The organism is Dietzia sp. DQ12-76, assembly GCF_014145045.1.
Classification (GTDB): domain Bacteria; phylum Actinomycetota; class Actinomycetes; order Mycobacteriales; family Mycobacteriaceae; genus Dietzia.
The window spans coordinates 1-14,020 of the sequence record NZ_JAALDV010000033.1 but is presented as its reverse complement, the minus strand read 5'-3'; the positions used below and the strand labels follow the sequence as shown (position 1 = coordinate 14,020).

General features: G+C 69.8%; 11 protein-coding genes and 1 pseudogene. 3 read left to right on the top strand and 9 right to left on the bottom strand.

Translation table 11 applies throughout. The features are described from left to right. Positions 1-639, bottom strand: a pseudogene (locus G6019_RS01750) (amidohydrolase family protein); the annotation flags it as partial. Between the two features lie 133 nt (positions 640-772). Here G6019_RS01750 and rraA point away from each other — a divergent pair. Further along, the gene (rraA, locus tag G6019_RS01745; protein WP_182613738.1) at positions 773-1,255 is read left to right on the top strand and encodes a ribonuclease E activity regulator RraA; all 483 of its coding nucleotides are present in this window, start codon (positions 773-775) and stop codon (positions 1,253-1,255) included. Between the two features lie 16 nt (positions 1,256-1,271). Here rraA and G6019_RS01740 read toward each other — a convergent pair whose 3' ends face one another. The 7 genes from G6019_RS01740 to G6019_RS01710 form a co-directional block, all read right to left on the bottom strand. Next, on the bottom strand, positions 1,272-1,655 hold the full coding sequence (locus G6019_RS01740; protein ID WP_107755428.1) for a hypothetical protein: 384 nt from the start codon (positions 1,653-1,655) through the stop codon (positions 1,272-1,274). Positions 1,656-1,751: 96 nt separating this feature from the next. Beyond that, on the bottom strand, positions 1,752-2,297 hold the full coding sequence (locus G6019_RS01735; RefSeq protein WP_107757922.1) for a hypothetical protein: 546 nt from the start codon (positions 2,295-2,297) through the stop codon (positions 1,752-1,754). 5 nt (positions 2,298-2,302) lie between these two features. Then, a complete protein-coding gene (locus tag G6019_RS01730) occupies positions 2,303-2,602 on the bottom strand; it encodes an RNA-binding S4 domain-containing protein (RefSeq protein WP_370446320.1) in 300 nt (99 codons plus the stop codon). Between the two features lie 25 nt (positions 2,603-2,627). Continuing rightward, positions 2,628-2,987 (bottom strand): hypothetical protein, encoded by a 360-nt coding sequence (locus G6019_RS01725; protein WP_309230121.1) that lies wholly within the window; start codon positions 2,985-2,987, stop codon positions 2,628-2,630. Between the two features lie 137 nt (positions 2,988-3,124). Next, positions 3,125-4,597 carry a glutamate synthase subunit beta gene (locus G6019_RS01720; RefSeq protein ID WP_182613736.1) on the bottom strand — a complete coding sequence of 491 codons (1,473 nt, stop codon included), beginning with the start codon at positions 4,595-4,597 and terminating at the stop codon, positions 3,125-3,127. After that, on the bottom strand, positions 4,590-9,191 hold the full coding sequence (gene gltB / locus G6019_RS01715) for a glutamate synthase large subunit (RefSeq protein ID WP_182613740.1): 4,602 nt from the start codon (positions 9,189-9,191) through the stop codon (positions 4,590-4,592). The genes G6019_RS01720 and gltB overlap by 8 nt, the downstream gene beginning before the upstream one ends. A gap of 281 nt (positions 9,192-9,472) precedes the next feature. Continuing rightward, complete coding sequence (locus G6019_RS01710) at positions 9,473-10,618, bottom strand: hypothetical protein (protein WP_182626943.1); 1,146 nt, start codon at positions 10,616-10,618, stop codon at positions 9,473-9,475. A 179-nt stretch (positions 10,619-10,797) separates the two neighbouring features. Between G6019_RS01710 and G6019_RS01705 the strand changes: the two genes are divergently transcribed. Continuing rightward, positions 10,798-12,129 carry a DUF4921 family protein gene (locus G6019_RS01705; protein WP_309230120.1) on the top strand — a complete coding sequence of 444 codons (1,332 nt, stop codon included), beginning with the start codon at positions 10,798-10,800 and terminating at the stop codon, positions 12,127-12,129. Positions 12,130-12,171: 42 nt separating this feature from the next. Here the strand turns inward: G6019_RS01705 and G6019_RS01700 are convergent, their stop codons facing one another. Next, a complete protein-coding gene (locus G6019_RS01700) occupies positions 12,172-12,687 on the bottom strand; it encodes a hypothetical protein (protein ID WP_231750446.1) in 516 nt (171 codons plus the stop codon). Between the two features lie 109 nt (positions 12,688-12,796). On the opposite strand from G6019_RS01700, the gene G6019_RS01695 reads away from it, so the two are divergent. Next, positions 12,797-13,960: a DUF4185 domain-containing protein gene (locus G6019_RS01695; RefSeq protein ID WP_182613735.1), complete on the top strand. Its 1,164-nt coding sequence runs from the start codon at positions 12,797-12,799 to the stop codon at positions 13,958-13,960. Positions 13,961-14,020: the final 60 nt, after the last annotated feature.

Here is a 14,020-nt window from a genome sequence, read left to right as displayed (position 1 = left end):
CAGCTCCTCGGGGTCGGCGAGGGCCCGGAGATGCAGGCGGCCGCCGGTCCCACGACAGACGTCCAGCAGGGCGGGTAGGTCCCCGATGCCGGCATCCGCCGCGAACAGACCGCCGTGACCGGCGACCTCTTCGGCCGCCGCCACCAGGTCCCGGCCGGTCAGGGTGGGGGTCCCCGCGACACCCTTGCCCTCCGCCACCGCGGAGATGCCGAAGACCCCCCGGTCCAGCAGGGCGCCGAGCCGACCCAGGTTGTCGGGCACCGCGGCACCCCACAATCCCACGTCGACGAAGGACTCCCCGGCCACGGCCTCGTGCCAGCGGTCGACCTGTTCCACGGTGGTGGCCGCCGGGTCGCCGTTCGTGCCGTAGTCGACCACCGAGGTGATCCCCCCGAGGGCGGCCGACCGGGTTCCCACCGCGACGTCCTCGGTGCTCACATGAGGGTCGACCAGACCGGGCATCAGTACGATGTCGTCGCCGAGATCGACGGTGTGGTCACCCGCCAACCCGACGTCACGCGCCTCGGACCCCGTGCGCACGGAGGAGATCACGCCTCCGTCCACCGTCACGGCGGCCTGCTGGATGCGGCCGTCGACCACGGCGCGGCGGGCGTGGATCAGGAGCTCGTACTTGGCCACGGATCGGTCCTCCTCCGTCTCGGGGGATCTCGGTGACACCGTCAGGTGCCATTGTCCCCCACGGCTGAGGTCCCCCGGGCCGGGGTCGCGGGATAGCGTGAAGGGAACTCGACACCAGACCGGAGGGCCAGCCATGACCGACACCCCCAGCGGATTCGTCCCCACCGCCGACCTCGTCGACGAGATCGGGGAGGGGGTGCGCAGTTGCGACACCCAGTTCCTCGACCTCGGTGGGCGCACCGAGTTCTTCGGACCGATCTCCACCGTCCGGTGCTTCCAGGACAACGCACTGCTCAAGAGTGTCCTGGGCGAACCCGGACACGGCCGGGTCCTGGTGATCGACGGTGACGCCAGCGTGCACACCGCGCTCGTCGGAGACCTCATCGCCGAGCTCGGACGGTCCAACGGCTGGGCCGGGGTGGTGGTGCACGGGGCGATCCGCGACTCGGCGGTCATCGGCGGGATGGACTTCGGGTGCAAGGCCCTCGGGACGAATCCGCGGAAATCGTCGAAGACCGGAGCCGGGGAGCGCGACGTGACGGTGAGCTTCGGCGGGGTCGACTTCGTCCCCGGCGACATGCTCTATGCGGATTCCGACGGGATCGTGGTGCGCTGACCCACACCGACCTCGACTAGGACGCCCCCGCGAGGGACCCGATGGAGCCCACGGCGAGCTCGCCGATCGAGGCCTCCGGACCGTAGCTCCCCAGGGACCCGGGCGCGTACGAGCCGGTCGAGTTGGGCACGTCCACGGACAGGACGACCGAGCCGGTGTTGATGAGCGTCGACAGCAGATCCATCAGCGAGCCGGTACCGAACGAACCGTAGCCCAGGCTCCCCAGCGCGTCGATCGTCGCCGGATCGACCGACATGCAGCGCAGTCCGTTCTGCGTCTGGATCCACACGCAGAACGGGCCCGTCGGTTCATCGGGCGCCGCCGCCGCCGATCCGGCGCCGACGACCAGGGCGGCCGCCATCAGGGCGGACGAGGCCGCGGCGAGCATGGTGGTGCGCATGTCAGGGAACCTCCGGGTAGGCACCCCACCCGGGCGTGGGGCCGTCCTCACGCAGTGTAACGGGTATCACGGTCCGCGTCGGTCGCCCCGGAGAGTTCACGCCTCGCGTCTGATCCACCGCAGGAGCGGACCGAGGGACAGGCGGTCCGTGAGGTCCACCCCGCCCAGTTCGAGCATCGACTCCTCCTCCGGGGTGCGGTCCGCCTTCCGTCGCAGAGCCGCCAACGCGGTCTTGAGCCCCAGGCGCTGGCGGAATCCGAGCTGGTCAGGGGTCACCACGCCGCGCAACTGGAACAATTTGAGGTCGCGGAGCTGGTCGGCGGAGAACTCGCTGGACATGAGGTCTATCCGTGCGTCATCGGTGACCGGGGTGGGACCCACCATGACGACGGCGACCCGGCGACCGGCCTCCACCAGGGCCTCCCAGTTGTCCTTGATGAACGCCGACCCACCCAGACCACCGTCAGGACGCATGCCCGTCACGAGCACGACCGTCCCGGCCACCACGAGCTCGGCGGGATCCACGGAATCGTGATGGGAGCTGCGGGTCTCGAACTCCTCGGCCAACCACCCCGCGTAGCGGCGGGCCCCCGGGTCGTCGTCGTGCAGCACCACCGGGGCCGGACCGGCACCGGACGTCATCTCGGTCACTGAGCTCTCCCCTGTCCGTCCCGGGCGACCACGCGGGCCGCTCGTGCCGCGTACGCCACCACGTCGCCGTCGACCAGCCCTCGACCCCGACGCTCGTCGACGTGTCCGTTGACGGTCACCGCGCCCGACGCGACAGCGTCCTTGGCCTCCGCTCCGGAGTCGAGCAGGGACGCCAGTTTGAGGAACTGGCCCAGGGTCAGCTTGCTGCTCAGATCACACTCGACGTCGTGCACTGGTGGACCGACCCGCGGCGTCACCCGCGGGGTCCGTCCCCGTCCTGCGATATGGCGGCTCATACCGCCGAGCCTATCGGCCCCGCCCTCACGGGGCAGGACCGGTGGGCGGGGCCTGCTCCTCCGGCAGCACCACCCGGCCGCGCCGCGTCACCACGGCCAGGCCCATCCCGCCGGCGACGAGCACCGCGGCGGCCAGACCCAGTGCCACGGTCTGAACGCCGGAGATCCCCAGGGGGGACGAGTCCGACTCGTCCTCCGTCTCCGGTGAGTCCCCTTCCACCGGGAGGGGCGGGAGTTCGCTGAGGACGGGCAGATCCGTCACCTCGACCCGCGCGCCGGAGCCGGTCCCCTGTGCGGAGGCCACAGGACCGCCGGCCATGGCGAGCGACAGGCACAGCGCCGCGAGAAAGGCGACGACCAGAGGGATGAACACGGCACCGGACACGGCGGCAGGGCGACGGCGGACCATGTATGCCTTCCGTGACGACGGCCGGGGCGGCCTGAAGCGAGGTGCCTCACATCTTAGGTTCTATTAAGGCGAAACGATACCCCGCGGTGCGGCCACGACCGCGCGTCCCCTGGTCAGCGCTGTGCGACGTCCGTGGGTCGCACGGGCGACGGCAGCGCGGTCTCCCCCATCAGGAAGCGGTCGACCGAGGCCGCCGCGGCGCGCCCCTCGGCGATCGCCCACACGATCAGCGATTGGCCGCGCCCCATGTCGCCTGCGACGAACACCCCGTCGACGTTGGTCGCGTACTTCTCGTCCCGGTCCACATTCCCCCGGTCGCTGAAATCCACCCCGAGGTCGGAGCACAGCCCCGACTTCTGCGCCCCCGTGAACCCCATCGCCAGCAGGACGAGATCCGCCGGGTACTCGAAGTCGGTGCCGGGCACCGCCTCGAAACGCCCGTCGACCATCTTCACCTCGGACCCCTTGAGCGCGGTCACATGGCCGCCCTCACCGAGGAACTCGGCGGTCGAGACACTGTAGATCCGCTCGCCGTTCTCCTCGTGCGCCGACGCCGTCCGGAACATCAGCGGATAGACGGGCCAGGGGGTCGAGGCGGCACGGGTCGCGGGAGGCCTGGGCATGATCTCGAAGCTCTTGACCGACTTCGCGCCCTGGCGGGTGGCTGTTCCGAGGCAGTCGGCGCCGGTGTCGCCACCGCCGATGATGATCACATGCTTGTCCCGCGCGTGGATCTCGGGCAGACCGTCGGAGTCCACGACCGGATCACCGACGGCGGCCTTGTTGGCCAGCGGCAGGTAGTCCATCGCCTGGTGGATCCCGTCGAGCTCCCGTCCCGGGACCGGGAGGTCCCGGCGCATGGTCGCGCCGCCGCAGAGGACGACCGCGTCGAACTCCGCGCGCAGCTGCGAGGCGGTGATGTCCTTGCCCACGTTGACGCCGGGGCGGAAGACCGTGCCCTCCGCCTCCATCTGGGCGAGGCGACGGTCGATGATCTTCTTCTCCATCTTGAACTCGGGGATCCCGTAGCGCATGAGACCACCGATGCGGTCATCGCGCTCGAAGACCGTGACCGAGTGCCCGGCGCGGGTGAGCTGCTGTGCGGCCGCCAGCCCTGCGGGCCCGGACCCTACGATCGCCACCGACTGTCCGGTACGGAAGGAGGGGATCACCGGCTCCATGTCGCCGTCTTCCCACGCCTTCTCGGCGATCTCCACCTCGACCTGCTTGATCGTCACCGGTGGCTGGTTGATCCCCAGGACGCACGAACCCTCGCACGGGGCCGGACAGAGTCGACCCGTGAACTCGGGGAAGTTGTTGGTCGCGTGCAGACGGTCCACGGCCGCGTCCCACCGTCCCCGGTGCACGAGGTCGTTCCACTCCGGGATGATGTTGCCGAGCGGGCACCCCTGGTGGCAGAACGGGATGCCGCAGCTCATGCAGCGACTGGCCTGGGTCTTCAGGTCGTCTTCCGGGAGGGTCGTCGACTCGTAGACCTCCTTCCAGTCCATGATTCGCAGGTCCACCGGGCGGCGCGCGGGGAGCTCGCGTTCGGTGTGCTTGAGAAAGCCCTTGGGGTCAGCCATTTGCGGCCTCCATGATCGCCTCGTCCACGTTGCGTCCGTCCTTCTCCGCCTGCTCGATGGCGAGCAGCACGCGCTTGTAGTCGCGCGGCATGACCTTGGCGAAGTGATTCACGTTCTGCGCCCACCCGGACAGGATCTCCCGGGCGCGGGCCGAGTCGGTCTCGGCGGCGTGCTGCTCGACGATGCGGTGCAGGAACTCGACGTCCTCTGTCAGCAGCTGCTCGATCTCGACGAGTTCGTCGTTGAGGTTCGCGGGCAGCTGCCCGTCTGGGTCGTAGAAGTACGCGACACCGCCCGACATCCCGGCCGCCACGTTGCGACCGGTCGACCCGAGCACCACCACCTGACCGCCCGTCATGTACTCGCAGGCGTGGTCACCCACGCCCTCGACCACCGCGGTGACACCCGAGTTCCGGACGCAGAAGCGCTCGCCCACGATTCCCCGCAGGAAGATCTCGCCTCTGGTCGCCCCGTAGCAGATCACGTTTCCGGCGATGATGTTGTTCTCCGCCACGAAGTCCGGAGCCGCGTCCAGGGCGGGCCGGACCACGATCCGTCCCCCGGACAACCCCTTGCCCACGTAGTCGTTGGCGTCACCGAACACCCGCTGGGTCACGCCCGCGGCGAGGAACGCCCCGAAGGAGTTGCCCGCCGAACCGGTGAAGGTCAGGTCGATCGTCCCCTCGGGCAGGCCGGCCGCACCGTACGCCTTGGAGATCTCGTGACTGAGCATGGTGCCGACGGAGCGGTTGACGTTGCAGATCGGGTATCGACCGGTGGACGGACCGCTCGACGGGTCGGCGATCACCGACCGGAAGTCCTCGATGAGCGTGCGGTCGAGCACACCCTCCAACTTGTGGTCCTGCTGCTTGGTGCAGCGCAGGTCCTGGTGCATGAAGGGGGAGTCCGCCTGGGCGAAGACCGGCTCGAGGTCCAGCTTCGCGGCCCGCTTGTTGTGCGCGAACGCCCGGGACTTGTCCAGGCACTCGGAGCGTCCGATCGCCTCGTCGAGGGATCGGAAACCCAGCTCGGCCAGGTACTCGCGGACCTCCTGCGCGACGAACTCCATGAAGTTCACCACGTACTCGGCCTTGCCGTTGAACCGCTCACGCAGCACCGGGTTCTGGGTGGCCACACCCACAGGGCAGGTGTCGAGGTGGCAGACGCGCATCATGACGCATCCGGCCACGACGAGCGGGGCGGTGGCGAAACCGAACTCCTCGCCACCGAGCAGCGCGGCGACGATCACGTCGCGGCCCGTCTTGAGCTGCCCGTCCACCTGCACGACGATCCGGTCGCGTAGCCCGTTGACCAACAGCGTCTGCTGGGTCTCTGCGAGCCCCAGCTCCCACGGCCCACCCGCATGCTTGAGCGAGGTCAGCGGCGAGGCGCCCGTGCCACCGTCGTGGCCGGAGATCAGCACCACGTCGGCGTGGGTCTTGGACACGCCCGTCGCGACGGTCCCCACGCCCTGCTCGGCGACGAGCTTGACGTGGATCCGCGCCTCGGGATTGGCGTTCTTCAGGTCGTAGATGAGCTGCGCCAGGTCCTCGATCGAGTAGATGTCGTGGTGCGGCGGCGGCGAGATCAACCCGACGCCCGGCGTGGACCCACGGACCTCGGCCACCCAGGGATAGACCTTGCCCGGCGGGAGCTGTCCGCCCTCGCCCGGCTTGGCACCCTGGGCCATCTTGATCTGGATATCGGTGCAGTTGGCCAGGTAGTTGCTGGTCACGCCGAACCGGCCGGAGGCGACCTGCTTGATGGCGGACCGGCGCCAGTCCCCGTTGGGGTCGGGGGTGAACCTCGCGATCGACTCGCCGCCCTCTCCCGAGTTGGACCGGGCGTGCAGGCGGTTCATCGCGATCGCGAGGGTCTCGTGCGCCTCCGCGGAGATGGAACCGTAGCTCATCGCGCCGGTGGAGAACCGCTTGACGATCTCCGACACCGGCTCGACCTCGTCGATGGGCACCGGCGAGCGGTCGCTCCTGAGCTCGAACAGGCCGCGCAGGGTGGCCAGACGCTCCGACTGATCGTCGACGAGCGCGGTGTACTCCTTGAAGATCTCGTACCGGCCGGAGCGCGTGGAGTGCTGGAGCTTGAACACCGTGTCCGGGTTGAACAGGTGGTACTCGCCCTCGCGCCGCCACTGGTACTCGCCGCCGATCTCGAGCTCGCGGTGGGCCGCCTCCTCGGGACGCGGCAGGAACGCGAAGCGGTGCCGACGGGCCACGTCCTCGGCGATCTCGTCGAGGCCGATCCCGTCGATCGGGCTGATCGAGCCGGTGAAGTACTCGTCACACAGCTCCTGCGACAGTCCGGTGATGTCGAACAGCTGGGCGCCCGTGTAGGAGGCGAGCGTGGAGATACCCATCTTGGACATCACCTTGAGCACGCCCTTGGCGGCCGCCTTGCGGTAGTTGGCGCAGGCCTCGACCGTGTCGATACCGGTGAGGTCGCCCGTCTTGACGAGCTCGTCGATCGACTCGAAGGCCATGTACGGGTTGATGGCGTTGGCGCCGTAGCCGAACAGCACCGCCATGTGGTGCACCTCGCGGGCGTCACCCGACTCCACCACCAGGCCGACTCTCGTGCGGGTCTTCTCCCGGACCAGGTGGTGGTGCACCGCGGAGGTCAACAGCAGCGACGGGATGGGGGCGTTGCGCTCGTCGGACTCGCGGTCCGAGAGCACGATGATCGCGGCCCCGTCGTCGATCGCCTCCGAGACCTCGCGGCGGATGCGCTCCAGCGCGATCCGCAGGCCCCGGCCGCCGTGCGCGACGTTGTAGAGCCCGCGCACGGTCACCGCACGCAACCCCGGGTGGGTGTCCCCCGCCGCCAGCAGTGAGGCGAGCTCGGCGTTGCCCAGGATCGGGTTGTCGAGCCTGATCTGGCGGCACGAGTCCGGACCGGGGTTGATGAGGTCGCCCTCGGGCCCGAGCGTCACCCCGTAGCTGGTGACGAGCTCCTCGCGGATGGCGTCGAGCGGCGGGTTGGTGACCTGGGCGAACCGCTGGGCGAAGTAGTCGAACAGCATGCGGGCCCGCTGCGAGAGCACCGGCAGCGGGGTGTCGGTGCCCATCGACCCGGTCGCCTCGGCCCCGACCCGGGCCATCGGGGACACCAGGATGCGCAGTTCCTCCTCGGTGTAGCCGAAGACCCGCTGCCGCAGCACCACGCGTTCGTGGCTCATGATCTCCTGGTTGACCTGGGGGAGGTCGCCGAGGCGGATCATGCCGTCGTCGAGCCACTGCTGGTACGGGTGTTCCGCGGCCAGCTGCGCCTTGATCTCCTGGTCGTCGATGATCCGCCCCGCGGCGGTGTCGACCAGGAACATGCGACCGGGGCGCAGGCGGGTCTTGGTGACGACCTTGTCCTGCGGGATGTCCAGGACGCCGACCTCCGAGGCCATGACGACGAGGCCGTCGTCGGTGACCCAGATCCGGGAGGGGCGAAGCCCGTTGCGGTCGAGGACCGCTCCGATGACGGTGCCGTCGGTGAAGGTGATCGACGCCGGACCGTCCCAGGCCTCCATGAGCGAGGCGTGGTACTCGTAGAACGCCCGCTTGGCCGGATCCATGGTCTCGTGACGCTCCCAGGCCTCGGGGACCATCATCATCACGGCGTGCGGGAGAGTGCGGCCGGCCAGCGTCAGCAACTCGAGTGCCTCGTCGAACCGCGCGGTGTCGGACCCACCCGGGGTGCAGACGGGCAGCGCTGCCGACAGGTCCTCGATGTGCTCGCTCGACATGAGCGACTCCCGGGCCCGCATCCAGTTCTCGTTGCCGCGAGCGGTGTTGATCTCTCCGTTGTGTGCGACGTAGCGGAACGGGTGCGCGAGCGGCCAGGCCGGGAAGGTGTTGGTGGAGAACCGGGAGTGCACGATTCCCAGGGCGGACTCGACGCGCTCGTCCTGAAGATCGAGGTAGAAGTCCGGGAGCTGCTTCTCCGTCAGCATTCCCTTGTAGACGAACGTGCGGGGGCTCAGGGACGGGAAGTACACGGTCTCGGAGCCCAGGTCGCCCTTGCCGGGCCCCTTGGATCCGAGTTCGTGCTCGCACCGCTTGCGGACCACGAAGCACTTGCGCTCCAGCGCGAGCTCGGTGAGCAGGGCCCCGTCGGCACCCGCGGCCTTGACGAAGATCTGGTGGATGGTGGGCTGCGCGTCGCGGGAGATCGCCCCGACCGTCGAGTCGTCCACCGGGACCTCGCGCCATCCGATGACGGTGACCCCCTGCTCCGCGGCGATCCGCTCCACCAACCGCATGGCGTCCATCGCGAGCATCCGGGACTGGGGGAGGAAACACAGGCCGGTCGCGTACGCACCGGCCTCGGGCAGCTCCAGGTTCTGCTCCGCCCGCATCACCTCGCGGAAGAACCGGTCCGGCACCTGGATCATCAGGCCCGTGCCGTCACCGGTGTTGGCCTCGGCTCCCACCGCACCCCGGTGTTCGAGGTTCACGAGCGCGGCGATCGCCTTCTCGACGATGTCCCGGGACTGGCGTCCGTACATGTCCACGACGAACGCGACACCACAGGAATCGTGTTCATATTCAGGGCGGTACAAGCCTTTGGGGCCGGGAGTCGTCATAATCTGCTCGCCTTCGTTTGTCGACGGGCGGACTCCGTGGTGGCTGGAGCACCCGCACTCAGATCACCGTGGTGCTCTGGCCCGCAAATAATATGGGGAAAAGGGGTTAGCCGCACAATTCGGTTTCGTCAATCAACGCCGACTGACGTGGGACACGGATTCCACCCTGTGAGATTTCTCTCAGGTCGCACGTGCAACCGGCGCCGAAACGGCGACCGCCCCGCTCCGAGTGGTCCACTCGGAGCGGGGCGGAACGCGCCTCGGTTCGCCGATCGCGTGTCAGGTCACCGGATGAAGGGCAGCGGAGGCAGGGTGACACCGTCCGGCAGCACCACCTCGTAGTCTCCGAGCGATCCCGTGGTGACGATCGCCGCGTTCGCGGCCACCGCGACGCCCCCCGCGGCACCCGGTTCTCCCCCGCGACCGTTGGGGGTTGTCGGCCCGGGGGCCGGCGGCGCCTCGGGAACGGCGACCGGGGCGGGCGGCGCCATGGGCATCCCGGGCAGTGGTGGCAGGACCAGCCCGAGGTCCATGACCGACTGCCCGATCATCGGGGCGGCGGCGATCGAACCACCGACGAGGACCACCGGCAGCAGGATCGGCAGTGACCCGACCGCGGAACCGACCGTCGAACCCAACGGGGCCAGGGATGCGGTCAGGGAACCGACCGGGGCGAGCGACCCCTCGACGGAACCCGGTTCCAATGAACCCGTCGGGAGAGAACCCTCCACCGAGCCTTCGTCGAGCGAGCCGGGCTCCAGCGACCCGGGTTCCAACGACCCCTCGAGGGAGCCCTCCAGCGACCCGGCCTCGGAGCCCACCGACAGCGGCGCCAGTGAGGCGGGATCGAGCGAACCCGGCTCCAGCGAGCCCTCGAGCGAACCCTCATCCGACCCCGCGGACAGCGGCGCGAGCGAGGCGGGATCGAGCGACCCCTCGCCCCCCTCCGAACCGAGCGCGAGGAGCACGGTCACCGCCACGAGCGAACCGGCCTGGACGGATCCCGGCTCGAGAGATCCCTCCTCCGAACCCGCGGACAGCGGCTCCAACGAACCGGGTTCCAGCGATCCTGGCTCCAGTGAGCCAGGCTCCAGCGACCCCGGCTCCAGCGAGCCCTCGAGCGAACCCTCATCGGACCCCGCGGACAGCGGCGCGAGCGAGGCCGGATCGAGGGAGCCCGGCTCAAGGGAGCCTTCCAACGAACCCTGCCCCAGCGAGCCGGGGTCGAGGGAGCCGGGCTCGAGGGAACCCTCGAGGGACCCTTCTTCACCGGATCCCGCCGACCCGAGCAACAACTCGAGATTCAGTCCCAGTCCGAGGTCGAGCGACCCCTCCTGAGCACCTGCGACCGCCGGGGACCCGGATGCCGCGAGAAGGGCCGCGCCGGCAACGGCCGCCGCACGAATGTGTAGTGCACGTTTCGATGACATCTTCGGTCCTCTGTTCGGTCGGTGTCTCCACGCGGGATGGCTAGCACCAATCCCCCTGCCTCATACCCACATCGTGGAAACTCAGGATAGTGTTACCTTCATCACAGTTCCACCGGTGCGGGCGCGGCATTCTCCTCGCGGTCGTCGGCCAGGCACCCGGCACCGCCTAGGCTCGGCGCGTGACCACCCCGCCCGACACCCCGTCGCCCCGGATTCGACCGCTGCGCCGGATGGCGGACGGGACCGTCAAGCAGACGAACCCCTTCACCGGCACCGAGGTGTGGACGGTCCCGGGCCGCGGTAACCGCCCCGTCGACCATCACCCCGGCGAGGTCCGCCCGGTGGACCCGGTCGCCCCGGAGGCTCACTGCGCGTTCTGCGTGTCCCGACTTCGCGAGACCACCCCGGAGAAGTCGCGCCTGGTACGCGACGGCAGCACGTGGAGGACCCTCGACCGGGTCGCCCCGGACCAACTCGACCTGACGACGCCCGAGTTCAGGCTCTTCGGGAACCTCTTCGAGATCGTCTCGCTCGACTACTGGAAAGCGGTCCACGGCTATCGGATCCCGGCCGGAGCCTCCGCGCATCAGTCCGCCTACCTCGAGACCGAGGCCGGTGTCGAACACGTCCGTTCGCTGCTCCGGACCCGGATCGCGGCAGCACAGGGGGATCCGTCCATCGTCGATGCCATGGATACCGCGGAACTGGCCGCGCGCTCGGAGAGCTTCTTCGGCGGCTGCCACGATGTCGTGGTGGCCCGCCGCCACCTCGTCGAGGGCGCCGCCACCACCGGGGGGCATGCCTCCTCGGGATCCCTCGACCCGGCCGAACACCAGCACTTCATCGCGTTCACCGTCCGCGCCATGCGGAACCTGTACCGCGACAACCCCCACGCCCGATACGTGTCGGTGTTCCAGAACTGGCTGCAGCCGGCGGGCGCGTCGTTCGCCCATCTGCACAAGCAGCTCGTGGCGATCGACGAGATCCCGGCGAAGACCGTTCGCGAGGTGGCCGCCCTGGAGAGCGAACCGGACCTCTACGACACCCTCGGGATCGGTCTCGCGGTCTCGGAGGGACTGGTGGTGGCGGCCAACGAGCACGCCGTGGCGGTGGTCGGGGTGGGGCACCGGTATCCCGCCCTCGTCGTCTACTCGCGGTCGGCGGCGAGCGATCCGTGGGAACACTCGCCGGAGGAACTCCGCGGGGTCTCCGATCTGCTGCACGCCTGCCACGCCGCCACGGGCCCTCTGGTGCCGACAAATGAGGAGTGGCACACCCGACCTCCCGGCGTCGCCGCCCCGATGCCGTGGCGGATCGTGCTCAAGTGGCGGATCTCCACCCCGGCCGGGTTCGAGGGGGCGACCGGGATCCACGTCAACACCATCGACCCGTGGGCCCTGCGTGATCGGGCCGCGCCGCGGCTGGAGCAGTTGCGCGCGTCGGGTCTGATCGCCGACATGGCGCTCGGGGCCGAGTGCGGGGACGTGAAGGGGACGAGGCCCCTCGGGTGAGACCGAACCAGGGCGCCGTCGGCCGGGAACGGGGGCCGTCGACTAGATCGCGCGACGCGCCCGGCCCCGGGGGAGCCTGGCCGCGGTGGCCTCTCGGATGCCCGGCACGGAGGCCGGGATGACGACGGGGCCGGAGAGCGCCGGGTCGAGCAGCATCGCGGTCGGCGTCTCCTCCGAGCCCATGTTGATGCTGCGGCAGAGCTCGTAGGCGTCCTCGTCCCGCCAGATGTTCACCCAGTGCACCTCAAGGCCCTCCCGCGCGGCGCGCCGCCGCAGTGCGGAGGAGTACGGACACCCGGGGCGCCACAGGACCACCACGGCGTGCTCGGTGCAGGCGCTGCGCACCGACTGAAGGGGCTCGTGACCGGTCATCCTGAGCGGAGAGTTCCACAGTGCCACCACGGTGGTGAGGGCCAACACCAGCAGCGCCGGTGCGGCTCCGTGACCGAAACCCACGATGATCCACGCGAGCGCACACCCGACTGCCACGACGGCCACAGGGCCGAACCAGTGGCCGGGGACGATCTCGCGCCCCGCTCGTGCGAAGGGGTGTGTCACGCGCACGACCATACGCGTCCGCGTTCCGGGTTCGCCCGCGCATTGACCGAATTGTGATGCGTCCACGATCGGCTCTCCGGTCGTCGCGGGTGGCGGTAGCGTCGGTGCCATGACGGACTCACGCCCGCCGACCCGCACCCCGCAGACCCGCACCCGAAAGGTCCGCGACCTCACCGGGCCGGGTATCACCACGGCGTTCGGGATGGAGGGCACCGATCTGGGGATCACGGCCCGGACACCCTCCGGGCGCCTGCTCGCCGTGTTCGGCGACACCTTCGCGGGGGCGGGGGTGGGTGCCCCCCACGTGGGTCGGCCCCACCCCGGGATCGCGCAGTGCACTCCCACCACCGACGAGCGGCCCGGGCCGGGGAATCCGGACTGGAGATCCCCCGTCGGCCTGTTCGCGGACGACATCGATGCGTCCGGTGGCCTGGTGTGGACGGGTGCGGCCGGCCCCGGCCCACCGGACTACGCGGGTCAGCTCGTCGACTACGTCCACGGGCGCGGCTGCTCCACGGTCCTGCCCGGTGATGTCCTCACCCTCGGTGACACCATGTATCTCCAGGTGATGGTCAACGAGGGTCTCGGGACGGTCACGCGGACCGAGATCCACCGCTCCGTCGACGACGGCGACACCTGGGAGCCGACCGGCGTCACGTTCTCCCCCCTGCTCGAGGGCGGGCACCGTCAGCTGTGGACCTGGGAGTCGGGCGGGGACGGATTCGTCTACGTGCTGTCGACCGGTTTCCAGCGGGACAAGGGGGTCATCCTGATGCGGGTCCGCGAGGAGGACCTGGCCGACCCCGGCGTCAACGGATGGCAGTCGTGGGGTTTCCGAGACGGGGCATGGGGCTGGGGCAACCCCACCACCATCGTGCTGCCGGGCCGTATCGGCGAGATGTACCTGCGGCGGTGCGAGGACTTCTGGACCCTGACCTACTTCGACGCGGAGCACTACCGGATCGACTGCCTCACTTTCGCGCACATCGGAGTGGACCTCCTGGACCGCTCGGTGACCGCCCACACGACGCTCCTGCACGGGTGTGCCTGGGGCGACGAATCCGACGGATCCGATCCGACCGCCGGCCCGGCGCGGGTCGCCCAGCTCTACTGCGGTTGCCCCGTCCCCGGGTCCACTCCGGAGGAGTGGCACCTCGTGGTGAGCCAGTGGAACACCCACGACTCGGCCGCGGGCCCCGCCGGTTGGCCGTACCGATCGATGCAGTTCGTGGGCTCCATCCCCCGACCGCCGGGGGCGTCCGGGCCGGGGTGACCCGCCGCCGGCGGGTGCGACCAGCCCGCTAGGCCCAGGGCAGGGGGCCCAGGTTCCGCG

Coding starts and splice junctions, on each gene's coding strand:
- rraA (WP_182613738.1), top strand. CDS start 773: ATGACCGACACCCCCAGCGGATTCGTCCCCACCGCCGACCTCGTCGAC.
- G6019_RS01740 (WP_107755428.1), bottom strand. CDS start 1,655: ATGCGCACCACCATGCTCGCCGCGGCCTCGTCCGCCCTGATGGCGGCC.
- G6019_RS01735 (WP_107757922.1), bottom strand. CDS start 2,297: ATGACGTCCGGTGCCGGTCCGGCCCCGGTGGTGCTGCACGACGACGAC.
- G6019_RS01730 (WP_370446320.1), bottom strand. CDS start 2,602: ATGAGCCGCCATATCGCAGGACGGGGACGGACCCCGCGGGTGACGCCG.
- G6019_RS01720 (WP_182613736.1), bottom strand. CDS start 4,597: ATGGCTGACCCCAAGGGCTTTCTCAAGCACACCGAACGCGAGCTCCCC.
- G6019_RS01710 (WP_182626943.1), bottom strand. CDS start 10,618: ATGTCATCGAAACGTGCACTACACATTCGTGCGGCGGCCGTTGCCGGC.
- G6019_RS01695 (WP_182613735.1), top strand. CDS start 12,797: ATGACGGACTCACGCCCGCCGACCCGCACCCCGCAGACCCGCACCCGA.